At 48.8% G+C, this 25,759-nt stretch carries 21 protein-coding genes; 8 read left to right on the top strand and 13 right to left on the bottom strand.

The genetic code is table 11. The features are described from left to right. The first annotated feature begins 365 nt into the window (after positions 1 to 365). Together TSUB_RS14285 and TSUB_RS14290 are read left to right on the top strand one after the other, a co-directional pair. Positions 366 to 1,067, top strand: a complete 702-nt coding sequence (locus TSUB_RS14285) for a Dph6-related ATP pyrophosphatase (RefSeq protein ID WP_087018854.1) — start codon at positions 366 to 368, stop codon at positions 1,065 to 1,067. 89 nt (positions 1,068 to 1,156) lie between these two features. Further along, the gene (locus TSUB_RS14290) at positions 1,157 to 1,543 is read left to right on the top strand and encodes a RidA family protein (RefSeq protein ID WP_087018856.1); all 387 of its coding nucleotides are present in this window, start codon (positions 1,157 to 1,159) and stop codon (positions 1,541 to 1,543) included. A 69-nt stretch (positions 1,544 to 1,612) separates the two neighbouring features. Here the strand turns inward: TSUB_RS14290 and TSUB_RS14295 are convergent, their stop codons facing one another. Further along, positions 1,613 to 2,509, bottom strand: a complete 897-nt coding sequence (locus tag TSUB_RS14295) for a LysR family transcriptional regulator (RefSeq protein ID WP_087018858.1) — start codon at positions 2,507 to 2,509, stop codon at positions 1,613 to 1,615. A gap of 101 nt (positions 2,510 to 2,610) precedes the next feature. Here TSUB_RS14295 and TSUB_RS14300 point away from each other — a divergent pair, with 101 nt between their 5' ends. Next, positions 2,611 to 3,660: a linear amide C-N hydrolase gene (locus tag TSUB_RS14300; RefSeq protein ID WP_087018860.1), complete on the top strand. Its 1,050-nt coding sequence runs from the start codon at positions 2,611 to 2,613 to the stop codon at positions 3,658 to 3,660. 72 nt (positions 3,661 to 3,732) lie between these two features. Here the strand turns inward: TSUB_RS14300 and idi are convergent, their stop codons facing one another. The 8 genes from idi to nudF all read right to left on the bottom strand — a co-directional run bounded on the left by idi (position 3,733) and on the right by nudF (position 12,151). Continuing rightward, positions 3,733 to 4,281: an isopentenyl-diphosphate Delta-isomerase gene (idi, locus tag TSUB_RS14305; protein ID WP_087018862.1), complete on the bottom strand. Its 549-nt coding sequence runs from the start codon at positions 4,279 to 4,281 to the stop codon at positions 3,733 to 3,735. Positions 4,282 to 4,416: 135 nt separating this feature from the next. Then, a complete protein-coding gene (locus TSUB_RS14310; RefSeq protein WP_087018864.1) occupies positions 4,417 to 5,169 on the bottom strand; it encodes a 1-acylglycerol-3-phosphate O-acyltransferase in 753 nt (250 codons plus the stop codon). 125 nt (positions 5,170 to 5,294) lie between these two features. After that, positions 5,295 to 7,550, bottom strand: a complete 2,256-nt coding sequence (parC, locus tag TSUB_RS14315) for a DNA topoisomerase IV subunit A (protein WP_159064862.1) — start codon at positions 7,548 to 7,550, stop codon at positions 5,295 to 5,297. Between the two features lie 54 nt (positions 7,551 to 7,604). Then, complete coding sequence (gene parE / locus TSUB_RS14320; protein WP_087018926.1) at positions 7,605 to 9,488, bottom strand: DNA topoisomerase IV subunit B; 1,884 nt, start codon at positions 9,486 to 9,488, stop codon at positions 7,605 to 7,607. Between the two features lie 185 nt (positions 9,489 to 9,673). Beyond that, the gene (gene yqiA / locus TSUB_RS14325) at positions 9,674 to 10,252 is read right to left on the bottom strand and encodes an esterase YqiA (protein WP_087018868.1); all 579 of its coding nucleotides are present in this window, start codon (positions 10,250 to 10,252) and stop codon (positions 9,674 to 9,676) included. Continuing rightward, positions 10,252 to 11,076, bottom strand: a complete 825-nt coding sequence (gene cpdA / locus TSUB_RS14330) for a 3',5'-cyclic-AMP phosphodiesterase (protein WP_087018870.1) — start codon at positions 11,074 to 11,076, stop codon at positions 10,252 to 10,254. The genes yqiA and cpdA overlap by 1 nt, the downstream gene beginning before the upstream one ends. 19 nt (positions 11,077 to 11,095) lie before the next feature. After that, entirely contained in the window at positions 11,096 to 11,485 is a 390-nt protein-coding gene (locus TSUB_RS14335) for a DUF1249 domain-containing protein (RefSeq protein ID WP_087018928.1), read from the bottom strand. A 63-nt stretch (positions 11,486 to 11,548) separates the two neighbouring features. Beyond that, positions 11,549 to 12,151: an ADP-ribose diphosphatase gene (nudF, locus tag TSUB_RS14340; RefSeq protein WP_087018872.1), complete on the bottom strand. Its 603-nt coding sequence runs from the start codon at positions 12,149 to 12,151 to the stop codon at positions 11,549 to 11,551. Positions 12,152 to 12,613: 462 nt separating this feature from the next. Between nudF and tolC the strand changes: the two genes are divergently transcribed. Continuing rightward, positions 12,614 to 13,930, top strand: coding sequence for an outer membrane channel protein TolC (tolC, locus tag TSUB_RS14345; RefSeq protein WP_087018874.1), 1,317 nt, complete (start codon positions 12,614 to 12,616; stop codon positions 13,928 to 13,930). Between the two features lie 82 nt (positions 13,931 to 14,012). Here the strand turns inward: tolC and hldE are convergent, their stop codons facing one another. After that, positions 14,013 to 15,443 carry a bifunctional D-glycero-beta-D-manno-heptose-7-phosphate kinase/D-glycero-beta-D-manno-heptose 1-phosphate adenylyltransferase HldE gene (gene hldE, locus TSUB_RS14350; protein WP_087018876.1) on the bottom strand — a complete coding sequence of 477 codons (1,431 nt, stop codon included), beginning with the start codon at positions 15,441 to 15,443 and terminating at the stop codon, positions 14,013 to 14,015. 126 nt (positions 15,444 to 15,569) lie between these two features. Between hldE and lpxL the strand changes: the two genes are divergently transcribed. Continuing rightward, the gene (gene lpxL, locus TSUB_RS14355; RefSeq protein WP_087018878.1) at positions 15,570 to 16,520 is read left to right on the top strand and encodes an LpxL/LpxP family Kdo(2)-lipid IV(A) lauroyl/palmitoleoyl acyltransferase; all 951 of its coding nucleotides are present in this window, start codon (positions 15,570 to 15,572) and stop codon (positions 16,518 to 16,520) included. A 52-nt stretch (positions 16,521 to 16,572) separates the two neighbouring features. Here the strand turns inward: lpxL and glnE are convergent, their stop codons facing one another. Both glnE and TSUB_RS14365 read right to left on the bottom strand, forming a co-directional pair. Further along, complete coding sequence (gene glnE / locus TSUB_RS14360; RefSeq protein WP_087018880.1) at positions 16,573 to 19,425, bottom strand: bifunctional [glutamate--ammonia ligase]-adenylyl-L-tyrosine phosphorylase/[glutamate--ammonia-ligase] adenylyltransferase; 2,853 nt, start codon at positions 19,423 to 19,425, stop codon at positions 16,573 to 16,575. A 23-nt stretch (positions 19,426 to 19,448) separates the two neighbouring features. Continuing rightward, positions 19,449 to 21,041, bottom strand: coding sequence for a methyl-accepting chemotaxis protein (locus TSUB_RS14365; RefSeq protein WP_087018882.1), 1,593 nt, complete (start codon positions 21,039 to 21,041; stop codon positions 19,449 to 19,451). A gap of 172 nt (positions 21,042 to 21,213) precedes the next feature. On the opposite strand from TSUB_RS14365, the gene TSUB_RS14370 reads away from it, so the two are divergent. After that, positions 21,214 to 21,978: a potassium channel family protein gene (locus TSUB_RS14370; RefSeq protein ID WP_087018884.1), complete on the top strand. Its 765-nt coding sequence runs from the start codon at positions 21,214 to 21,216 to the stop codon at positions 21,976 to 21,978. A gap of 89 nt (positions 21,979 to 22,067) precedes the next feature. Here the strand turns inward: TSUB_RS14370 and TSUB_RS14375 are convergent, their stop codons facing one another. Beyond that, positions 22,068 to 23,585 (bottom strand): CYTH and CHAD domain-containing protein, encoded by a 1,518-nt coding sequence (locus TSUB_RS14375; protein WP_087018886.1) that lies wholly within the window; start codon positions 23,583 to 23,585, stop codon positions 22,068 to 22,070. A 179-nt stretch (positions 23,586 to 23,764) separates the two neighbouring features. Here TSUB_RS14375 and TSUB_RS14380 point away from each other — a divergent pair, with 179 nt between their 5' ends. Continuing rightward, entirely contained in the window at positions 23,765 to 24,445 is a 681-nt protein-coding gene (locus TSUB_RS14380; protein WP_087018888.1) for a TIGR00153 family protein, read from the top strand. A gap of 29 nt (positions 24,446 to 24,474) precedes the next feature. Then, entirely contained in the window at positions 24,475 to 25,743 is a 1,269-nt protein-coding gene (locus tag TSUB_RS14385) for an inorganic phosphate transporter (protein WP_087018890.1), read from the top strand. Positions 25,744 to 25,759 lie beyond the last annotated feature (16 nt).

The raw sequence follows: 25,759 nt of genomic DNA on the forward strand, positions 1-25,759 counted from the left end.
GCAGACAATGCTCATTTTTTTATGCAATGATGCTTAAGATCACATTTTATTCGTGTCTCAACCCTCAAATAATCAAAAATGAGACAAGCAAAATTTTCACTTTAGGCTAATGAAGCGAGCAGAAATGATGCCTCAGCGGAGGTAACGGGGTGCATTCTCCTTAACCCAAGTTAACGAATGGCCAATCACATTGTGCCGCTCTGTTCCTGAGCGATAAAAGAGACTCAAAAGTAGCTGCGGCGTGATCATCATAATACTGCCCTACACTAGATGCGAGATTGTCGAAGCGCTGCTCCTCGCTGCGCTTTTTTATTGCCGCTTTTTCCCCTACTATGACGGCATATCAACTCTGCTAGGAAGCCTGTATGTCAATCCTAAATGCCTATTTTAACTGGAGTAGTGGTAAAGACAGCGCCATGGCACTCTACCACGCGCAGCAAGACCCGCGCTTTGAAATTCACACCCTATTGACCACTGTTAACGAGACCCACCGTCGCGTCTCGATGCATGGTCTTCGTGTTGAGCTCCTTGATAAACAAGCCGATGCGCTTGGATTGCCGCTTCACAAAATCTGGTTACCAGAAACGGTTACGATGGAAGAATATGACACCATCATGAAGAAAGAGATCGGCGAAATTAAAGCAAAAGGCTGGGAACACACCATTTTTGGCGATATTTTCCTAGAAGATCTTCGCAGCCATCGCGAAGCGCAACTTGCGCCTGTCGGTATTCAAGCCCACTTTCCGCTATGGAAGCGCGACACACGCGAACTGCTCGATGAACTGCTCTCTCTTGGCTTTCGTGCCGTCGTCGTGGCCATTGATGGTAGCAAGTTAGATCAATCCTTCGTGGGTCGAGAACTCAATGCCGAGTTCATCGCAGATCTACCGAAAGCCGTTGATCCATGTGGAGAAAATGGCGAGTTTCACACCTTCGTTTTTGACGGTCCGAACTTTAGCCATCCTGTCGCATTTGAAAAAGACGACATCGTTCATAAACATTATAAAGCGGATCATTTAACCGACTCGCATCCGGGATTTTACTTTCAGGAACTGATCCCTCGTTGAGATCTCACCCCGCAGTATTTCCTTTGACCTGTTGCACGTGAAGATGCACACTAACTGCCTCAAATGACACTCAATATATAGGACATCACATGACTCAAGTACTACACACTGAACAAGCGCCTGCGGCTATCGGTCCATACGTACAGGGCGTTGACCTGGGTAACATGGTATTAACTTCAGGCCAGATCCCAGTGAACCCAGAAACGGGTGAAGTACCTGCTGAAATTACCGCGCAAGCGCGTCAATCTCTCGAAAACGTCAAAGCGGTGGTTGAGTCATCTGGCCTCACTGTAAAAGACATCGTGAAAATGACTGTTTTCGTGAAAGATCTCAACGATTTCGCCGCTGTTAACGAAATTTACGGTCAGTTCTTTGATGAGCACAATGCACCTTATCCTGCACGTTCTTGCGTTGAAGTTGCCCGCCTACCAAAAGATGTTGGCATCGAAATTGAAGCCATTGCCGTTCGTAAGTAATCGGCAATACTCGCGAATTTCTTCACGATTTGAATGAGCAAAAGGCCAGTCACAGACTGGCCTTTTTCTTTATGGTAATGCTTTGAACCACGCCGTAATTTCCGTGATCAATGCGTGATGTACAGGGCTATTATCCAGTTCCGAGCGACTCAACAACACATACCCGGCCCTGCCTTCTTTCGTCATAAAAGCAAGGTCGAGCTGGCAGAACTGGTCAGCATAAAACGAAGATGTCAGGACGTGTTCCGGCAAAATAGCGAAGCCATCGTCTTGCAGCATACGCAATAACACATCGATGTTACTCACTTTCACTGCGTTCGAGGCCACCACCATCTGCGCTTTCAAAGCGGTATTCATCAAGTCTTCAGCCACCAACTGACGGCATTGTTCAAGATCACGGATACTCAAGTCTTTTCGCTGCGCTAAGGTATGATTTCGATGCACGTAGAAACCAAATTTTGGATACCCTAAATTGTGAAACCGCAGACCGGCTTTTGGTGTTATCGCACCACTGTTTAAGGTGATCGCAAAATCAGCTTGCGACCTCAACAAGGCATCGATTGCGGGGTCTCTGTCGCGTTGCAGCCAATGAATGCGCGTGTGTGGAAAGGCTCGTCGCATCCCACTATCAAACGACGCTATCGCATCACAAGGCAACGCGACGTCATGGCATACCGTCACTTCCGCCACCTCTCCCTGCGAGAGGCTATCGCACGCAAGTTCAAGCGCATCGAGTTGGTAAAGAATGTGCTTCGCTTGACGTAACAGTGGCTCGCCTTCGGTAGTTAACTTCGGCTTTTTCCCAGCTCTTTCAAACAGTTCAAGATCCCAGTCTATCTCTAAATTGGTCACTTGATGGTGTAGTGTCGCCCTGTCTTTACCCAACTTTCTCGCCGCAGCACTAAAGGAGCCCTGTTCAGCCACAGCCACAAAAGCTGTCAGTTGTTCAATACTCGCTCTTGCCATACCTTCCTCCGTTTGTTGCAAATATTCTAACAAAACTGAGATTACTTGCTGAATCACTTTCGTAAAATGGCCACATCCAATGACAAAACAGGATTCACATTATGAAAGCACTTACTAAAAAAATCGTACTGGCTGCATCGGTAGCCGCAGCCATGGCATCAGTCACCGCGTCAGCATGTACTCGCGTGCTTTGGGAAACAGACGATCATGGCGTCTTTGTGGGCCGCACCATGGACTGGATGGAAGAGAATCAACCAACCGTTGATGTGCGACCAGCAGGCATTCGCTATCGCGGTTTCGAATCCGACCATGCGCTAACTTGGGAGTCTAAGTATGCCTCTGTCGGCCTTACACTTTATGGTATTGGTTTGGTAGATGGCTTCAACGAAGCGGGGTTCTCTGCTAATGCTCTGTTTTTAGATGAAGAATCTCCGGGCAAATTTGATGAAACTCGCCAACAAATTCAAAACGCCCGCTTCGTTGCCTACTTGCTTGATAGCTTTGCGACCGTCGAAGAAGCCTTAAAAAACATTGAGACACTGCAAATTCAGCAGTTTGAACACAATGGTATGGCGATGAAAGGCCATTACTCTCTTCAAGATGCGACTGGTGACTCAGCCGTCCTTGAGTTCATTGATGGCCAATGGCAGATCTATCATGGTAAACAGTATGATGTGATGACGAACAGCCCAAGCTATGCTGAACATCTTGCTAACTGGGAAGCGGCGAAGCCAAGCGATGCTAGTGAGATAGATGGCAACTTCCCCGTGCCGGGCAACATCATTTCATCACAACGTTTCATTTGGAACAAATACATGAAAGACCAGTTGGTTGAGCCAAGTAGCTACACCAATGGCCTCGCCAAAATAGACAGTGTGACCTACAAGATCCCCCTTGATGCGGCTAACCGCCCCGTTAACGGCGAAATGATGGGTTATGCGACCTTGTATTCACTTGCCTACAACCTCGATCAACAAGTGATGCAGGTTCGCTATCAGTTCGGTGATGCATTCACGCATTTCTCTGTCGACTTCGATAAAGTCAATGATGGTAAGTTCTACAGCATTCCGGCAGACCAAGCTGATCTCTTCGGCGACATTACAGAGCGGATGATCGAAAGCAAAGGCGTGATGGGCCAATATCGTATTTAGTCCAGTCAACTTTAACCGCAACGGCGCCTTCGAGGTGCCGTTTTTTTACACGTGAGTAATAACGCCACAGACTCAATGACTTTTCGTATTTAATGCGCACTCAGCAATTGCAACCACGGTGGGAAACCAAGCGGTGTATCGCTCTGGCGTCGTCGCCAAGGCTGTATGCAAGCTCGCTGCACTCACCCACGCCGTCGCCATGACTTCTTCAGGATTTACGGTAAACTCAAGATGATCGACTGAACCAATCAGCACATGGTCCAACTCATGCTCGACAAGGGCATTATCCAAATCGGCACGATAGACGAAGTCGCCAACATCATGCAGTTCACCTTCATAATGAATCCCCATCTCCTCATGTAAACGACGTGCACCCGCATCTATAAGGGTTTCACCTGTGCGTGGGTGGGAGCAACACGTGTTCGTCCACAAGCCGCCACTATGGTACTTGTTCATCGCCCGTTGATGCAGTAAATATTCGCGATCGCCTTTGCTGTTGTGACGATAGAGTAAGACAGAAAACGCTAAATGGAGGTCACCATCAAGGTGCGCCTGCATCTTCTCTTTTAGCCCTATCGGCTCACCGTCATGGTTAACCAGTACTACTTGCTCTGTTGACATCAAGCCCTCGTTATCACGTGATATGGCACCCAAAAACAGCAAGGGCACGCCGAAGCGTGCCCTTTTATCATAGCTTATTGACCAACTGCAATAGTAATCAGTTCAGCAAAGGTTTCCCATGACCTTGCCGTTCATCTAGGCAGCGGAGGAGTGTCCCACTTTTCCGGCCCCATTACGGCGTGACACTTCTTCGTCTAACTCAGCCAGCTTATCCACCATGAGGTTGCGGCAATCTTCCGCAAGCTGACGAACTTGATCTTTACCGTATCCTTCTACTGAGACGGGAGGCATCACTTCAACAATGATATGGCCGTTGTCCCAGCGATTCAGATTTAAATGGCCCGTCGAACTACAAACAATCGGCGTTACAGGGACATCAGCACCAATCGCCGCATGAAACGCGCCAGTTTTGAAAGGTAACAAGCCACGGCCGCGTGATCGTGTCCCTTCAGGGAACATCCACACCGATACCTTGTTCTGTTTAATTTTCTCGACAACCTGACCAATCGTCCCCACGGCTTTCGAGCGGTTCTTACGATCAATCAAAATATTACCGGTAATCCAATACAGTTGCCCAAAAAGAGGTAACCAAAGCAGGCTCTTTTTACCGACGGTGACCGTACGAGGCATCACTGCCCCTGACACTGTCCATAAATCCCAGTTACTCTGGTGATTGGCAATATATACACTCGGCGGCAAGCCCTCTTGCTGCTCTGGATAGCGAACTTCCAGCTTAATGCCATAGATGCGAGACATCTTGCTGAACATGCGTCCAAAGGTCTTCACATGTTTTGGATTGCGCGGACTTAGCAAGCACCAACTACAGCCAAAAACAAACATCACTACGGCAAAGATAGCGGTTGCCAGCAAGCGCAGTACAAAAATCATTCCTACATCCTTTCAGCGTACAAGTGTACGCTAGTATACAGACTGAAGATGAAAAAACACCCTTTTTCACCCCTTAACAAATAAAAGCCCTCAGGGTGAGGGCTTTTAGTATCAACACTGAGTCGTTATTCCGCTTCGGGCACCACGATCTCTATCCCTGTCACGCGTTGTAACCCACGCGGTAACATCGCGCCTCGACGACCACGATCGCCGTGGAAATTCTCAAGATCCGCGGGTTTCAACCCCAGTTTACGCTTGCCCGCTTGCAGGGTTAACGATGCGCCTTGTGGTAAAATAATCAAATGTGCCAACAGTTCTTCGCGTGTTTTCGCACGCGCTGCTGCAATATTGATAATCTTGTTTCCTTTACCCTTACCTAATTGAGGCAGATCTTTGACCTTAAAGATCAACATCCGCCCTTCATTGGTGATCGCGACGATCTGGTCGTTCTCAAGATCGTTAATGGTTTGCGGCGACATCACCTCGGCGTTCTCGGGCAAGGTTAACAACGCTTTACCGCTTTTGTTCTTCGAGATCATATCACTCGATTTACAAATAAAGCCGTAACCAGCATCGGAAGCCATTAACCAAAGATTATCCTCATCAGACATCAAGACTTGTCGCACCGCACTGCCCGGCGTCAGGTTCAAGCGGCCAGTGATCGGCTCACCTTGACTGCGCGCTGAAGGTAAGGTGTGCGATTCGAGCGCATAGGAGCGGCCATCACTACCCAGGAAGATAGCGGGTTGATTACTCTTACCCCGCGCGTGCGCTAAATATGCATCACCCGCTTTGAAGTTCATGCCACTCGGGTCGACATCATGACCTTTGGCATGGCGCACCCAACCTTTGTCTGACAGCACAACAGTGATTGGTTCACTCGGCACTAGCTCACGCTCAGATAGCGCTTTCGCTTCAGCACGCTCAACCATTGGAGAACGGCGATCGTCGCCGTACTTCTCTGCATCCGCCGCGATCTCTTTCTTCAATAAGGTATTCATACGGCGCTCAGAACCCAGCAGTTGCTCTAGTTTCTCACGCTCTTTGTTTAACTCATCTTGCTCACCGCGGATCTTGATCTCTTCAAGCTTGGCAAGTTGACGCAGTTTAATCTCTAAGATCGCTTCAGCTTGCTTCTCGCTCAGATCAAAGCGCGACATCAATTCGGCTTTTGGATTATCTTCTGTTCGGATGATCTCAATCACTTCGTCAATGTTGAGATAAGCCGCCAAGAGACCTTCTAAGATGTGCAGACGGGCCAAGACTTTATCTAGGCGGTGCTGCAAACGCTTGCGCACAGTTTCGCGACGGAACACCAGCCATTCACGTAGAACCGTTTCTAACCCTTTCACCTGCGGGCGGCCATCAAGGCCCAGCATATTGAGGTTGACGCGGTAGCTCTTCTCTAGATCGGTTGATGCAAACAGGTGATTCATTAGCTGTTCACAATCAACGCGGTTAGAGCGCGGTACAATCACAATACGGGTCGGATTTTCATGATCAGATTCATCACGTAGATCATCCACCATTGGCAACTTTTTGTTGCGCATTTGGTTGGCAATCTGCTCAAGCAATTTCGCACCAGATACTTGATGTGGTAGCGCGGTGATCACGATATCACCATTCTCTTTCGTCCACACCGCGCGCATCTTCACGCTACCTTTACCGGTGCGATACATCTTTTTGATGTCAGCGCTTGATGAGATGATTTCCGCTTCCGTCGGATAATCAGGCCCTTTGACATACTCCATCAAGGTCTCTAGATCTGATTTTGGATTATCAATCAGATGGACCAGTGCATTGGCCACTTCACGGGCATTATGCGGTGGAATGTCTGTGGCCATACCGACGGCAATCCCTGTCACGCCATTCAGCAGAATGTGTGGCAGACGCGCGGGCAACATCTTCGGCTCTTTCATGGTACCGTCGAAGTTTGGCACCCAATCCACCGTGCCTTGACCCAGTTCACTCAATAATACTTCTGAGAAGCGAGATAAACGTGACTCGGTGTAACGCATCGCAGCGAAAGATTTCGGATCATCTGGCGCACCCCAGTTACCTTGCCCATCGACCAATGGATAACGGTAAGAGAATGGTTGCGCCATTAGGACCATCGCTTCGTAACAGGCGGAATCACCGTGAGGGTGATACTTACCCAACACGTCACCGACGGTACGAGCAGATTTCTTATACTTTGCCGTCGCAGAGAGCCCTAGCTCTGACATCGCATAGATAATACGACGCTGTACTGGCTTCAATCCGTCACCGATAAACGGCAGCGCACGATCCATGATTACGTACATGGAGTAATTGAGGTAGGCATCTTCAGAAAAGCGACCAATCGGCAGCTGTTCAACGCCATCCATCGAAATATCAGTCATGATGTGACATCCGTTAAAACTGAAAACCGCCAGCTCTCACTGGCGGAAAAATCATTATACTTCGGCGAGATCGCCTTTTTCTTGTAACCAACCGCGACGATCTTCTGCTCGTTTCTTACCGAGCAACATATCCATCACCTTCTCATCCTGCTCATCTTCATCCAGCGTTAACTGCACCAAACGGCGGGTGTTCGGATCCATGGTGGTTTCGCGCAGCTGTAGCGGGTTCATTTCACCCAATCCTTTAAATCGCTGCACGTTGATCTTGGCGCGTTTTTGGCTTAATCGGTCTAAAATCCCCTCTTTTTCTTGATCATCGAGGGCATAGTAAACCTCTTTACCACAGTCAATTCGATAAAGTGGCGGCATCGCAACAAAGACATGCCCCGCTCTCACCATCGCCTTAAAATGTTTGAAGAACAGCGCACAAAGCAGGGTGGCGATATGTAATCCATCCGAATCCGCATCGGCAAGAATACAGATTTTACCGTAGCGCAAGCCACTCAAGTCATCAGAATCGGGGTCAATGCCCAGCGCAACAGAGATGTCATGCACTTCTTGTGATGCCAAGACCTGATCCGCAGACACTTCCCACGTATTCAGAATCTTACCGCGTAGCGGCATAATGGCTTGGAACTCACGGTCGCGCGCCTGTTTCGCACTACCACCCGCCGAGTCACCCTCGACCAAGAAGAGTTCGGTTCGGCTTAAGTCCTGCATTGAACAGTCGGTCAACTTACCGGGTAAGGCTGGCCCTGAGGCCACTTTCTTGCGCACAACCTTTTTCGCAGCACGCATACGGCGGTGGGCGTTGGCAATACACAGCTCAGCGAGTTGCTCAGCTATCTGTGGTTGCTCATTCAACCAGAGGCTAAAGGCATCTTTTACGACACCCGAAACAAATGCAGCACTCTGACGTGAAGAGAGTCGCTCTTTAGTTTGGCCCGCAAATTGTGGATCTTGCATCTTGATCGATAACACGTAGGCGCAGCGATCCCAGATATCATCGGCGGTCAGCTTAACGCCTCGCGGTAATAAGTTGCGGAACTCACAGAACTCTTTCATCGCATCAAGCAGACCTTGACGAAGTCCATTCACATGGGTACCGCCCTGTGCAGTTGGGATCAGGTTCACGTAGCTTTCATTAATCAGCTCGCCGCCTTCAGGTAACCAAATCACGGCCCAATCAGCAGCTTCTGTTGAGCCAGTGAACTTGCCTGTAAATGGCCGCTCTGGGAGCAACGGATACTCTTTTACACTGTCTGCCAGGTAGTCATTAAGGCCATCTTCATAGTGCCAACGGTGCTCTTCGTTATTGACCTTATCAGTGAAAACAATTTCCAAGCCCGGACATAGCACCGCTTTTGCCTTCAAAACACTCTTTAGGCGCGAGACGGAAAATTTTGGACTATCAAAGTAGTCCGGTGTTGGCCAAAAATGAACACGGGTCCCTTTAGCGCGCTTGCCGCAAGTACCAATCACTTCAAGCTCGGAGACTTTATCACCGTGTTCGAAGGCGATTTGATAGACCTGACCATCACGTTTAACGGTCACTTCAACACGGCTTGAAAGGGCATTAACGACCGAAATACCCACCCCGTGAAGACCACCAGAAAACTGGTAGTTTTTGTTAGAGAATTTACCACCCGCATGCAATTTGCACAGGATAAGTTCAACACCAGATACACCTTCTACAGGGTGAATATCGACGGGCATCCCTCGGCCATCATCAATGACTTCAAGCGATTGGTCGGCGTGAAGAATCACTTCAACTTTGCGGGCATGGCCAGCCAAAGCTTCATCGACACTGTTATCGATGACTTCTTGGCCAAGGTGGTTGGGGCGCGTAGTGTCGGTATACATACCTGGACGGCGCTTCACGGGCTCCAGTCCATTGAGAACCTCAATGGCACCCGCGTTATAAGTTTGCTCTGTCATATCAGGGATACGTCGTAAAAAATTTTCACAATAGTCAGTAACGCCCGCTTGGTTGTCAAGCAGGAGCCACGAAAAGTCAGTCACATTTGTGACCCGTCTTCCCCTGCTGCTAGTGGGGATTAAAGTCAGCAGACTCTAAGAAGGCGATAGATTGTACAATCACAACTTATCGTAAAGGTATGATGTTACAAGCCAAGAAATTGAATGATCTCGGCAGGATAGCGCTCAAAGTCAACAAAACTGTGATTACCCTCTGGCTCCACGTTTTGTCGACACGCAGCATACTTTTCAACCGCTTGACGGTAGTCAAGCACCTCATCGCCTTCCTGCTGCAATAACCATAGTTGATCCGGGTGCTTTAGCACATCCACATCCAGCGCTTTCAATTCGTCCATATGCGCTTCTACCAAGGTATACACTTCTTGTGTATAAGGGTTAGTTTGCTCGCCGAGATAGTCGACCAGTAACTCGTAGGGCTTTACCGCTGGATTCACTAATACTGCCGGAATGCCATATCTGTCATTTAACCAGGTTGACAGGTAACCACCAAGAGAACTACCTACCAAACCGACCTTATGGCGACTAAGGAGTGGTTTCACCACTTCATCTAAATAATGCGCTGCCGCCTGTGGGTAACTGGGCAGTTGCGGTACCTCCAAGCGAATATCCGGGCGATGCTCGCGGCAGTATTGCATCATGATTTGCGCTTTCTGCGATAATGGCGAGCTGTTAAAACCGTGGATATAAAGGAGTAAAGGCGTCATCAGTAACCTGCGCTATTAAAGTCTGGTAAGTAATCCTTGCCGGGCAAGCGTTCAACTTTGGTCTCTATGTCACCATTCGCCTTCAGTGTTAACCAACGCCAACCCGGCGTCTGATTATCAAGTCCAAAGTCATTAGAGTCGGGCTTAAACTGAAAGCAGGTGGAAGGCGTTGCCATGATGCGTACACCATTGTGTAAACGATCCATCTCTTGATGGATATGGCCAAACAGCACCCCTTTCACTGTCGGAAATTCACTAATCACATCCCAAAACGCCTCAGCGTTATGGAGACGATGATGGTCCAACCAAGCGCTGCCAGCTTCTAGTGGATGATGATGCAATAACACCAGCGCATGACGATTCGGATGAGCACGCAACGCGTTGCGCAGATGTTCCAACTGCGCTTCGCTTAGCTCACCATGCGGCACCCCTTTCACTTGGCTATCGAGTAAGACAAGTTGCCAATGCTCACCCACTAACACTTGTTGGCTGGGATCAATGGCCGGTGTCGGATAGACCGAATACATGTTCGGTTTAAAGTCATGGTTACCGGGCAACCAAAAGCAAGGTGTCGTCCAGCGGGAAATACCCGCAACGAAGTGCTGATAGGATGCTGCACTGTGATCTTGAGAGATGTCCCCAGTCGCCAGAAGTGCGTCGAAATGTGACGCCTTGGCATCAATTTCATCTAATACGGCTCTAAAGCTCTGATTGGTCTGTACACCCAACAAGCTGCCTTCATCAGTACTGTGAAGGTGCGTATCAGTGAGTTGCAGTAAAACTGCACTGTCGGAGTCCTTTAAGGGCAGAGAAAATGTCTGCAAAACGCGTAAAACCTTGTTATTAATTTAACTTACACATTGATGATTTATTTGTGCCGTGTCTCAGGCAGTGCACCAGCCAGTCATTAAGAAACTGATTTACTTGATGCTTTTCGTCTTTTTGGTGCATCCCTTTATTGGGGTAATCATAACGGGGCTTGAGCCTCGTTGTCTGTTGGGTAGCACACACTTCTGCCACCCTTGCATCGTGGTATAGACGCACCGTCAACTTGGTTGCCGGTTGATTCGCAAGTGGAGAGAGCTGCTCTATCTCTATCAGCGTGGTATAGCGGGTCTGCTCGAGAATCGTCAGCATGTAGTCTTCCCCACAGACTTCATAGCAGCATCGCTCCTGCTCGCCACGTGGCAATAGAGACACCAACTTAGCATAGTTAGTTTCGTAGGTTCTCATGATTGCTGGAAAGTCGACGACATAATTGCGATTCACGTTCGATCCTTACTTTTTTTGCTCAGCCTAACGCTGCAGTTTTTGATAGTTTAACTGTAGCCACTGCAGAGCAATAATAGAGGCTGCGTTTTCAATTTTCCCACTATCAACCCACTCATAGGCTGTCGATCGCGGAACAACATGCACGCGAATATCTTCATGTTCCTCTGCTAAGCCGTGGATTCCACCCGCATTCTTACTGTCGACTTCACCGACAACAATATTCAAACACTCGGTGCACCCGCCAGAACTCGACAAATATCGCGTGACATCGTGGAGTGCATGCACTTTCAGTCCAGCTTCTTCTTCCGCTTCTCGCAACGCAACGTCATGCGGTGTTTCACCGTCTTCGATAATGCCTGCGACAATCTCCATCTGCCATGGGGCGCAGCCAGCGATATAGGCCCCAACGCGGAATTGCTCGACCATGACAACCTGATCTCGCTGTGGGTCATAGGGCAGCAATGCGACAGCATGGCCTCGTTCGAAGACCTCACGATCCATTTCCTCACTCCAACCACCCGCAAAAAGCTTGTGCTTGAGGCGATACTTCACCATCCGGAAAAAGCCCTGAAAAACCGTCTCTTTTTCCAACAACGCCACATCGTGCTTATCGTACTCTTGTGTCATAAGGGCTTCTTCCTGAATGCGAATGTGTGAAGCTCAAAGAGTAACATATCCCGAGCCTTCAACAAATGTCATAAAATTTAAATTATAGTGTGAAGCCTAACAAAAATGGCCGGAAATCATGACCTTTGCTCACCCTCTCTGCCTTCATTATTAGTAATAGAACACTTACTTGCTGAATTTATAAACATTCTTACAGGGAAAAATGGCACGCATTGATCATTTTCTGTTAAGGTTTACGTTGCATAAGATAGCGACCTTTGCACATATATCGTATTAATTGGTCAATTCGAGACAAAAATATAAATATCGCTAGCGGCATTAAACGCGTCCAATTACGTAACCTTTGCAACCCAAGCTTAACAGCAACTTACCGGCGTAAAGTTACGTAATGATCCGTTCCACAAAAGCGATTATGCTGTACACTAAACCATTCATTGCTAATATTCATCAAGGACTGTATCCATGAAGAAATTATTGCCACTCGTCATCAGTATCACTCTGGGTGGTGTGAGTCACTTTGCGTTTGCTGACGATATCGCAACAATTTACCAGCAAGCCAAACAGAATGATCCCCAACTCCTCTCAGCGGCTGCCAGCAAGGATTCAGCGTTTGAAGCAATCAATAGTTCTCGCGCCAGCCTTTTACCGCAAGTTAATTTAAACGCGGGCTATAACATTACTCGCAGCAACCGTGATGCGAATGAAAATGATGTGCTGTCAGCTGGCATTGGCCTAACTCAGCAAATCTTTAGCCGCGATAGCTGGATCAACCTCGACATTTCAGAAATGGATGCCCGTAAAGCCGATGCCGCTTACGCTGCTACCCAGCAAGGGTTGATTCTCCGCGTTTCTGTTGCTTACTTCGAAGTGCTACGTGCTATCGACAACCTGGAGTTCGTTCGCGCAGAAAAAGCCGCGGTAGGTCGTCAGTTAGAGCAGACGCAGCAACGCTTCGAAGTTGGCCTGTCAGCGATTACCGATGTGCATGATGCGCGAGCACAATATGATGCCGTGCTGGCGAGTGAAATCGTCGCGGAAAACGAGCTAATCAACAGCTATGAAGGTCTGCGTGAAATTACGGGACAAGAGCATACCTCACTTGATGTGCTCGACACGACGCGTTTCAGTGCGAGCCGTCCTGATCGCAATGTCGACGCCCTGCTTGAAACCGCGCAGCAACAAAACTTAGCCTTACTGGCTGCACGTATCACCCAAGATGTTGCTCGCGAGCGAATCGAACTGGCTCAAAGCTCTCGTCTACCAACAGTGAGCTTCAGTGCGGGTTACGACATGGTCGATATCAACGTGAAGAACTCTTCTCCGATGAACAGTGACAGCGATTATAACGACCTGAAAGCGGGCATTAACCTCAGCATGCCACTCTATACTGGTGGTAACATCACATCGCAAGTGAAGCAGGCACAATACGGCTATGTCGCCGCAAGCCAAGCGCTGGAAGAAGATTACCGCGGCGTCGTGCGCGATGTACGTGCTTACTACAACACCATCAATGCGAGCATTGGTAGTTTACGTGCTTACGAGCAAACCGTGATTTCAGCGCGCTCAGCACTCGAAGCAACGGAAGCGGGTTTTGATGTTGGTACCCGAACCATTGTCGATGTACTCGATTCAACACGTCGCCTCTTCGATGCTAACCGCAGTCTGTCAAATGCGCGTTACGACTATATCCTTAGTACTCTGCGCCTGAAACAAGCTGTAGGCACCTTGAGTGAGCAAGATATCGTAGATATCAACGCAGGCCTTGTTGCTGCAAAATAAACAGCAAAACGGCAATAAAATGATAGAAAAAAGGCACCTTCTTCGGTGCCTTTTTTAATGCTTTCGATGCGAAGTGCTCAGCTTAGCCCTTACCACTACGAATCGCTTCAATGATACCCGTTGTCGAACAGCCATCTTCAAAGTTGAGCACTTTCACCTCGCCCCCAGCAGCGATCACTTCAACACCGCCAGCAATCTCTTCTGGCTTATAATCACCACCTTTCACAAGCAGAGTGGGTAAAATCTCGCTGATCAAACGCTGTGGTGTCTCTTCACCAAACGGCACAACCCAATCCACACTGCCTAGCCCTGCTAGTACCGCCATACGGCGATCGGTAGGATTCACTGGACGTCCAGGGCCTTTAAGCATTTTCACCGACTCATCAGTGTTCACCGCCACAATTAAGCGGTCACCAAGCTTACGCGCCTCATTGAGGTAGGAAACATGTCCCGCATGCAAGATATCGAAACACCCATTTGTCATTACCACGGTTTCGCCACGTTTACGCGCTTCAGCAACAGCAACTTTCAACGCTGACTCTGCAATCACACCAAAACCCGTTTCTTGGCAACCATGCACCGCTTCAGCGAGTTCAATGGTCGACACCGTTGAAGTCCCTAGTTTGCCAACCACTACACCCGCGGCGGCATTCGCCATAACACACGCGTGTTCGTAGCTTTTACCAGCGGCCAAAGAGGCTGCTAAGACCGAAATCACCGTATCGCCGGCACCAGTCACATCAAACACTTCTTGCGCTTGGGTTGGTAAGTGGAATGGTTCTGCGCCTTTACGAATCAATGTCATACCATGTTCAGAACGCGTGACCAGCAGCGCCTCAAGATCGAACTGCTCGATCACGGCTAAGCCCTTCTCAACAATATCCTCATCGCCGCTGGTCTTGCCGACAACCGCTTCAAACTCAGACAAGTTAGGTGTCAGTAACGTCGCGCCGCGATAACGTTCAAAATCGGTCCCTTTAGGATCGACCAATACGGGAACATTCGCGTCGCGCGCAGATTGGATCATTGCCTGCACATGGGTAAGTGCACCTTTGGCATAATCAGAAAGAATCACCACTTTTGCATCGCGCATAGCTTGCGCGATTGGAGGCAGGACCTGCTCTTCAGCAACCCCATGAAAACCTTCTTCGAAATCAAGGCGAATCAACTGTTGACCACGGCTCATCACTCGCAACTTAGTAATAGTTGGATAATCAGGAAGTGCAACAAAATCACAGTTCACTTTTAGAGACGTTAATGTCTGACGCAACGCTTCAGCCGCTTCATCTTGACCCGTTAAGCCGATCAAATGCGCGTGACCGCCAAGGGCTGCAATATTCATCGCGACGTTTGCAGCACCACCAGGACGCTCTTCAATTTGGTCAACTTTGACCACTGGCACCGGAGCTTCCGGTGAAATACGGCCTGTAGGACCCGTCCAGTAGCGATCTAGCATCACATCGCCAACCACCAGTACAGAAGCAAGATCGTAATCAGGAAGCGTCAGTTTCATTTTTCTCTCCGAAATTCAGGAAACCAGCCGAGTGTAACATTATCCAACTGAGGCTGGGAGACTCAGGCGGTCAATTCATTTACAATAGCAAGCTCTTTTTCATCCGGAACAGTGACTTCTCTCGCTATGAGTAAATACGCTTCTCCTCAATTTCATGTTGGACTGCTCCACCCTCGCTACTGGCTAGTATGGTTTGGTATGGGGCTGATGTACCTCATCTCTTGGCTTCCTTATGCTGTCCTACTGCGCTTAGGCCGTGCCACAGGGCACTTAATGATGCGTATTATGCACAAACGCCTCTATGTCGCTAAGCGCAACCTTGAGCTCTGTTTTCCTGAACTCAGTGAACATGAAATTGACAATTTAGTGAGAGAAAACGTCGAGAACAGTGGCCTTGCGTTATTTGAAACCTGTATCGCATGGTTTTGGCCGCAATGGCGTTTAAATCGCCTCGTTGAAGTCCGCGGCATGGAAAAAGTTGCCGAGATAACCCAGCAAGGGCGTGGCGTCATTATTTTGGCCTATCACAACCTCAATTTAGAAATCTGCGCGCGGGCCATGGGCAGTCAAGTCCCGGGATGGGGGGTTTACCGCCCTAACAACAATCCCGCCTATGACTACGTCCAGTTCAAGGGCCGTGTTCGCGTCAATCGAGGCATGATCCATAAGCGCGACGTTAAAGGAATGATTAAAGCGCTCAAAGATGGCGGGGCATTGTGGTACATGCCTGATCACGACTATGGCCCTCGTCGCTCTGTCTTTGTCCCTTACTTTGGTGTCGAAGATGCCTGTACAACCACAGGAACATCCATTTTAGCCGATACCTCAAAAGCTGCGGTGGTCGGGTTCAGTTTCCGCCGCCGCAAGGATAATAGAGGTTACATTTGCGAAGTAGCGCCCGTTGAAGACTTCCCTTATCACGATGTTGAAGCCGCAGCGACCAAAATAAACCAGGTGATAGAAGCAGCGATACGAAAAGCACCTGCAGAATATATGTGGCTACACCGACGTTTTAAGACCCGTCCAGAAGGGGCGCCTAACCTCTATGGCGATAAAGATCCTCGAGCCAATAGATAAAAAAAGCCCGCGTCGAACGAGCGGGCTATTTTTTAGGTTTACGTTTGCATCGTTAGCAATCAATTAGATACTGTTGCCACATCGCCTTCACCACGTCACGCTCTGTCTCAAACTGATCGCCCGCCACATCGGCATCAAGCCCACGCAGATTCAAGCGATGGATCTCATCACGCAGGCCAGTGTAAGCATTGATCACCGCCTGTGCTTGGGCATGCCCAATGACCTCGCATTCAGCCAGCATCTCAAAGATCCGCACATTATCAGACCACTTGGTCAGCGCACCCAGCGATTTTGCATGATTCAAAACAAGGTACTGAGCGATAAACTCGATATCCGTGATCCCACCAGCATCTTGCTTGATCATAAAGCGACCCGCTTTTTTCCCACCAAGATGATCGCGCATTTTCTCGCGCATTTCGACGACATCCTGACGTAGCTTTTCCGGCTCGCGCGCTAAGCGCAGCACACCTTTGCGCGCTTTACTAAATGCTTGAGCCAAAGGCATATCACCATAAATCATTCGCGTTCGAACCAGGGCTTGATGCTCCCACGTCCACGCGTCCTGATGTTGATACTCTTCAAACGCTTCCACCGTGCTAACCAGCAAACCTGAAGCGCCTGAAGGGCGTAGCCGTGTATCTATCTCGTAAAGCACACCCGTCGTCGTACGTGTCGAGAAAAGGTGCACGACACGTTGGGCAAGACGCACATAAAACTGGCGACTATCGATCTGCTTATCACCGTCGGTATAATCATTCGCTGGGCAATCAGTCAGGAAAACAATATCAAGATCCGAGTTATACCCCAGCTCCCAACCACCTACCTTCCCGTAGCCAATCACTGCAAAGCCTCGACCACCGCGTTCTTTCAAGTAGCTTGGTGAACCATATTTTGACGCAGTCTGGAACCAGGCTTGACTGATCACGGCATCAACAATCGCTTCTGCAAGATAGGTTAAGTGATCACTCACCTTCATCACCGGCAGCACACCCGCAATGTCTGCTGCCGCGATACGGAGCAATTGCGTCTGCTTGAACTGACGAATACCTTCCATCTGCTGCTCCATATCCTCTTCAGGGATACGAGCAAGGTACTCACGCAATTCATCACGGTACTGCTCTAGTGGAATGGGATGATAGAGCTGATTCGGATCGAGTAACTCATCCAATAAGATCGGATAGCGCGCCAACTGCTCTGCAATCATGGTACTAGCCGCACACAATCGCACCAATTGGATCTGCGCATTGTTATGTTCAGCCAAGAGCTCTAGGTAAGTCGTCCGCGTGGCGATGGCGATCACCAGTTCTAAAATTCGATTCAACACCAATGGTGCGTCATCTCGCGGCAAAATATGACTTAATAAAGAAGGCATTAATCGGTTCAGTACTTCCCGACCACGTTGACCCAAGGTACGCTTACTCAACTCCTGTTTCACATTGAGTAAGTGCTGACACAACTGGCTTGGCTGGACGAAACTGAACTCGTTAAAGATAGTCAACAGCACGTCTTCATTCCGTGCCATATCCCATATCTCTTGGAAATGAGCTTCGACACTTCCCTGCTGCTCTTGCTCATCGTCACCAATAAGATCATCAAACACCTGATGGATCGCGGCCATATGACCTGTAATCTCAGCTTCAAGTGCTGACCAATCAGAGCATCCTAAGGCATGAGCAAGTCGCCATTGATCCAATGGCTTATCGGGCAAGGTTTGGGTTTGAGTGTCATTAATCGCTTGTAGCAAGTTTTCAACTCGCCTTAAGAAGCAGTATCCTGCGCGGAGAACGTCCACTTCTTCTGCTGGTAGCAAACCATTCTCAGCAATCGCTTTTAAGGTTTCGAGGAGCCCTCGTCCACGCAGTTGTGGGGTACGACCACCGCGGATTAATTGGAAAGATTGCGCGATAAACTCCACTTCACGAATCCCACCGGGGCCAAGCTTAATGTTGTTATGCAAGCCACGACGACGCACCTCACTGCTGATCATCGCTTTCATACGACGCAGTGATTGCACCGCACTGAAATCGATATAACGACGGAACACAAATGGGCGCAGCATTTGGCGCAGCTCTTGGTATCTCGAGAAGCTCTCTCTCCCCATGACCCGCGCTTTGATCATTGCATAGCGTTCCCAATCGCGCCCTTGCTCTTGGTAATAATCTTCAAGTGCCGCATAGCTCATTACCAAGGGGCCACTATCACCAAAAGGTCGCAAACGCATATCGACTCGGTAGCAGAAACCATCAAAAGTCTGTTGATCGAGTGCTTTGATAAGTCGCTGACCTAAACGCGTAAAGAACTGGGCATTCGCGATACTGCGACGCGCGCCAACTGTCTCGCCGTTATCGGGATAGGTAAAAATCAGGTCGATGTCAGAAGAGAAGTTTAACTCGCCACCACCGAGTTTCCCCATACCAAGCACCAACATAGGTTGCGCTTCACCCTCATCATTGGTTGGCGTCCCCCACTCCTGACAACAGCGGCTATAAAGCCAGTGGTAGGCTTCCATGATGATGGCTTCAGCAAGCTCAGACAGGCGCGCGAGGCTGATTTCTAACCTTTGCTTTCCTAAGAAATCATGCGCGGCAAGCAAGACCATCTCTTCACGCCGAAAACGACGTAACACCCGCATTAAACTCGGTTCATCATTCACTTCGGCCAACAAGTTGGCAAGACGGGTTCGATAAACACGGGCTTTTTCTGGTTTTTGCTCGGCAGCAAAATACCATTCAGCCAAGCTTGGCTGCTGGATAACACTGTTAGCAATGAAATCACTGTACCCCATTAACGACAACAAGCTTGCCTGTTGTTCCGCAGACAAGCTTGTCGTGACTTCGGGGTGTTGTTCTTGCAGATGTTGCCAGTGTTTATCCGCGGCTTGCGCCATTAATGAAGGCAACGTCATCTGCGACTCCTTGTATCCCTACGTTAAACGTTAAATGCTTGAATCTTGTTTTCCATTTCCGCAGCGGTATTTTGCATCTCTTCTGCGGTTTCAGTGAGCTCAGTAACAACAGTAACAGAACCTTCGACCAATTCACGCACATTGGTGAGATTTTGATTCATCTCGTCTGCTACTTGGCTTTGCTGCTCTGCGGCTGAAGCAATATGGAAATTCATGTCATTAATTTCTTGAACACGGTGCACTATGCTATCAAGCTCCATGCCCGCTTTTGTCACCAGCTCAACGCCATCTGCCGCTTCCACTACACTCTGTTCCATCAAGTTCACCGCTTCTTGCGCACTCTGTTGGAGCTGTGTGATCATCTCTTGGATCTCGATGGTGGCGTCACCGGTACTGCCTGCCAAGTTGCGCACTTCATCCGCAACCACCGCAAAGCCGCGCCCCGCTTCACCTGCACGCGCTGCTTCAATCGCCGCATTCAATGCCAATAAGTTCGTTTGCTCAGAAATACTCTGAATCGTCGTGACGACGGAGCCAATACGTTCAACACGCTCTTCCACTTGATTTACCGCCTGTGCTGACGCAGTAATATCATTGGAAAGTTGTTCAATGGTATGTACCGTTTGAGATACAAACTGCTGCCCCTGCTTGGCTTGCTCTGAGGTGCCTTCGGTCGCTTGCGATGCATTTTTAGCATGCTCTGCAACGGTTGAAACCGTCGACGTCATTTCACTCATTGCCGAGGCTAACTGATCAATTTCATTGAACTCTTCTTGCGCGGCTTCACGGGTCTCTTGCATGCTCATTGTCATCACTTCGGTCACTTCCGACAACTCATGCGATGTAGTGCGTTGATTTAACACTACATCACGTAATTGCTCACGTGTGCGCTCTAGAGATTGAGCCAGCTCGCCAAACTCATCTTTACATTGCATCTCAATTTTTTCAGCGAGATTGCGATCCGACATCTGCTGAATACTGTTACTCAAGTAACGGAACTGGCGCAACATGATCGACGATCCACCGAGCAGCACAACCATGAAGATCAAAATCATGGCGACAGTTTGCCATGCAACCTGAACAAGGTAATCCGCGTAAAATGCGTCGGCCTCTTTTGAGGTCTGAGAAACCACAATCCAGTATGTCCCATCTTGGCTGAGCTTGGCATATTCCAACACCTCACCATCGCCTAGCCACCAACTGTCGTCAGTCGCGACCTGACGCAGGCGACTGCTTTGGCTGACACCGCTCTCTGTCACTGCCGCGAGTTGCTGAAGCGAACGCGCAGTGGGATGGCCCTGAATGTCACCAGATGCCTTGTCGACTAAAAACACGGTCATGTCTTCGCCATAGGCGAGATTAGTGTCAGCGATCACCGAAGGGATCACTTCAGGGTTACTGTTTTTTAATACTTGCAAGGTGGCGAGGTTAGCCGCGGCTAACTCTTGCTGGGTGTGAAGCTGTATTTCTAGCAGCGATTGATGGAATGTGCGTGCATCCCAAAGCTGTTTTCCTAGCACCAAAATTGTACTGAATACCATAAGTAGCACCAACTTAGGTACTAGCTTAATATCCGTGACTGTTTTTTCCCATGGCTTAAAAGTCAGTTTGGCCATATTGGGTCTCCCTTTTGCTATTGTTCCATCTAGGCCTACCTCACTGACAGGCCTGACGAATTTCTTTATAGTAGGTAAGGCCAGCTAGCCATTCGACGTTAATTTTTGTTAAGTCAAATGGTTAACGGGCTCTCTTAGTGTAACCTTTTAATGACATGAAAAAACAACAAGAATGAAAAACTTTGCACCCGATGAGCATCAGTTGCACCCGATGAGCTTAATGGCATTCGCCCTCTCATTGGTGTCACTTATCATTGTTGTCGTATCCATGATTGCAGCAAGGTATACCGACAGTTTTCACTGGCTTATCATCCTTGATACTTTTATCTGCCTTATATTCTGGTTTCAACTTTCCATCGACCTCGTTCGCAGCCGCAATAAACGCCGATACCTTCGTCAACATTGGATTGACTTTATTGCCAGCGTGCCCATTATCGAACCACTGCGCTTTATGCGCTTGTTTCAAATATTCCGCGTTATTCGCCTCATTCGCACCAGTCAGGATGTCCTTGGCCAGCTCTCCCGAGCGCCAAAGGAGACGACGCTAGCGTCCTTAATTCTCCTTCTCACTCTGCTCCTAACTTTAGGATCGACCTTTATTCTTCTCGTCGAAGGCAATGCACCTGATGCCACTATCACCAATGCAGATGATGCGTTGTGGTGGGTCATTGTGACCATCTCTACCGTCGGCTATGGTGACCTCTACCCGGTGACTAACTGGGGACGCATCATCGCGGGCATTGTGATTGTCTCTGGTGTCGCCATCTTCGGCATGGTTGCAGGCCTTGTTAGCAGCGCCATTCAAAAACGCCATCAAGTGCAACCTGAATGGCAACAGATCCTCGACAATCAAGAACGTTTACTGAAACGCATCGATTCGCTTGAACAGCAGTTAAAGTCTGAGAAAGAAAGTTCGGTTTCTTATAGAAAACCATAGACATATGAGTGTTATCGGAGAAGGTATCGAAGATCTTTAGCGAAAAAAATAGCCGCACATCACAGTGCGGCTATTCCTTCTATCAATGATTACAGCCAGTAGGCTTCTAACGTTAAACTATTGTCGCGGGTTTGTTGCATCGCACTTAATAATGAAGACTGCTTTCGTGCCAGCCAACGACCGATCTGATCGCGATCTTCCTGCTCTGGTTGCTTTTCAAGTAAACGACCAATTTGTTCGAGTTGCTGAAGATCTTCAATTCCGTGCAACAAATCGTACCAAGGTAGACGGAACGCTTCTCGCGCCTCTTCATCATATAACGTGGCGAAACAGACGCCAGTCAGCAGGTTACGCGCCAACTTGTTGTAAAGACCAATGTAATCATCAGCACTAAACTGGCTATCCACAGGGAAAACTTGCAACAACTCATCCCATGAGTAGTTGAGTTGCTCATCCGCAAAAGGACGTATGCTCTGAGACAATGTTTCGCGGGATTTATCATCCAACAGAGGCTGCCAGCCATGACTCAAGATCCAACGGCTTAAATCGAGCAGCAGATTGCAGTAGCGAGAAGACTGAAACAACACCAGCATCTCTTCCTCACTCGGGAGACGCTCCATACGCTTTTTCAACTGCTTCACTAGCGACTTACGCGCATCTAGCTTGCGCATCTTGTGGCCTTTATCCGAGACAAGTTGTTCAATGCTCGCCGCTTCTTCAAGCCAGTTAAGCTCGCCACGCAACCATTTCAACTCTTGGCGGATTAACGCACTGCCGCGACGAGGAATGATCTCCCCATATACGGCGAGGGCCTGCATGATCAACTGAATAGATTGGCGGATCTGATACAGTGCTTGGTGATCTTGACGCTCTACATAGATCTGCTCATGGTAATGCCAATGCGAGAGGGCGTGCTCTAAGCTGTTTACAAACACTTGCTCAACCGTGTGGCTATCGTTTGTTTCGAGTAATGCCAGCGCTTTCACGCTATCACCGTCATAACCACTGGCTAAACGATAACCGCGCGCGGCTTTACTCAAGTTGCCCAGACGAATGCCTCCTTCGCTGCATAATTCACGTGCCAACGAAAAAAGCGCTTCAGTCTGACCTGACTTCAGTTCGAGCTCAACTTCGCAGATAGGATCGCGTTGCTCACCCGCAATCACTTCTCCTTGATCAAAGGCAATTTCAATTTGGCTACCATCATTCAACGCAACAAGCCATTGCTGACGTTCGAAGTTGGTAGAAAATAGCGGCTCCAAATCGGCCTGTAATCTGTTGATATCGAAGGAGTCTGGCCAAGCATCGGCCGGGTGAAGAGAGAGGTTTAACTGATTATCTGAGAGTTCAGCGTTGTACTCAGGACGTTGGTGCAGTCCGGCGACAACACGACCCGCAGTTTTTAAAGTCTGGACAGAAACATCATCAAAACGACGAATCCGCAAACCAATATCGTGTTGCCTCAAGAGCTTATCTGGCGTATCAAAATAGGTATTGCCCAGCTCACGCCGTCCTTTCTGTAATACCTTAAATCGCTCGATTTTTGACGCCAAAGTGCCTGAAAATTGTGCTGAAACGAAAAATTTCAACTCTATTTCGGTTTCCATACGTAACCCTATAATACGTGACATCTCAAGGATATGGGCAAAGTTTGCCAACAGCAAGCCGAATTTTCAGGAATGTATAGACATGAAAATGTTTTTATTGGACGCGGCCTTGGGGTAACATTCGCCGCTTAAAACCATCGCTTATTTTTTCGCCATTTGGCAATTAAGGTGTGATCTCCATGCCAGTTAATACAATTATGGGGCTGTTTGCAAAGTCCCCACTGACGCCATTGCAAGATCATGTGACGACAGTCCATGCCTGCTGTGAGCAACTCGTTCCTTTCTTCGCCGCCTGTCATGACGGTGACTGGGAGCAAGCAGAAACCCTACGTGCGCAAATTTCTCATCTCGAGAAAGAAGCCGATCAGCTGAAACGTGAAATTCGTTTGAGTCTTCCTCGTGGTTTATTTATGCCAGTCGATCGCACTGACATGCTGAGCCTACTGACCCAACAAGACAAACTTGCCAATATCGCTAAAGATATTGCGGGCCGAGTCTATGGGCGTCAACTGCAAATCCCTTCTCCTATGTACGCCGACTTTATCGCTTATGTGCAGCGTTGTCTCGACTCTGCCAAACAAGCTAAGAAGGTGATACACGAACTCGATGAACTCCTTGAGACTGGCTTTAAAGGCCGCGAAGTCACTTTGGTGGAAGAAATGATCCACCAGCTAGATGTAATCGAGGACGACACAGATGCCATGCAGATCGGTCTGCGTAAGCAACTGCTCGCCATTGAGGCTGACCACAACCCTGTGGATGTCATGTTCCTTTACAAAATTCTAGAGTGGGTTGGCGAAATCGCTGATCAAGCCCAACGTGTGGGCTCACGCCTTGAACTCATGTTGTCTCGCGCATAAATCGCGTTTGTTGAAATAGGTTGTAAACAATGGAAATTATTGCTCAGTATGGTCCGCTACTGATTATCGTAGCTGCCGTCTTTGGCTTCCTTATGGCTGTTGGTATTGGTGCAAACGATGTTGCCAATGCTATGGGTACGTCTGTTGGCTCGAAAGCGCTGACCGTCAAGCAAGCCATCATCATTGCAATGATCTTTGAATTTGCCGGTGCTTACCTTGCAGGTGGTGAAGTGACCGACACTATTCGCCGAGGTGTTATCGACACCGATCTCTTCGCACACCAGCCTGACGTTTTGGTTTACGGTATGATGTCAGCCCTGCTTGCGGCAGGCACTTGGCTTATCGTGGCCTCTTTCATGGGCTGGCCCGTTTCTACAACGCACTCTATCATTGGTGCCATTATCGGCTTCGCTTGTATCTCTGTAGGTACTGAAGCGGTTGATTGGAACTCAGTGAAAGGGATTGTTGGTAGCTGGATCATCACACCGTTTATCTCGGGTCTGTTCGCTTACTTTATCTTCATTAGTGCGCAACGACTGATTTTTGATACCGCCAACCCGCTCAATAACGCCAAGCGTTATGTGCCGGGCTACATGTTCCTGACCACACTTGTGATCTCTCTTGTAACTATCACAAAAGGTCTGAAGCACGTTGGCCTTCACCTTTCAACCGGTGAAGCATGGTTAGCTTCTGCCGTTGTGTCATTTTTCGTCATGGTTGTTGGCTACGTCTACATCCAACGTAAGTACACCGACGATGGCACCACCGTTGACAGCAATGGTTTTGCTGGCGTCGAGCGTGTCTTCAGCTTGCTGATGGTGATTACGGCTTGTGCCATGGCCTTCGCGCACGGTTCTAACGATGTGGCAAACGCTATCGGCCCGCTGTCTGCGATCGTTTCAACGGTACAAAATATGGGTGAAATCGCTGAGAAAACCCAAATTGCATGGTGGATTTTACCGCTGGGTGGTATCGGTATTGTCGTTGGTCTTGCCACGCTAGGGCATAAAGTGATGGCGACGGTCGGTACGGGTATCACAGAACTGACGCCAAGCCGTGGCTTTGCCGCTCAGCTTGCGACGGCATCAACCGTTGTAGTGGCGTCTGGTACAGGCTTGCCGATTTCAACCACGCAGACCTTAGTGGGTGCTGTGCTCGGTGTTGGCTTTGCGCGTGGTATCGCTGCACTGAACCTCGGAGTGGTGCGTAACATTGTCGCATCATGGGTAATTACGCTTCCAGCAGGTGCATTACTCGCTGTCATATTCTTCAAAATCATGCAAGTCATGATTAGTTAAGAAGTGATTTACCGCC

This window comes from Thaumasiovibrio subtropicus (assembly GCF_019703835.1).
Classification (GTDB): domain Bacteria; phylum Pseudomonadota; class Gammaproteobacteria; order Enterobacterales; family Vibrionaceae; genus Thaumasiovibrio; species Thaumasiovibrio subtropicus.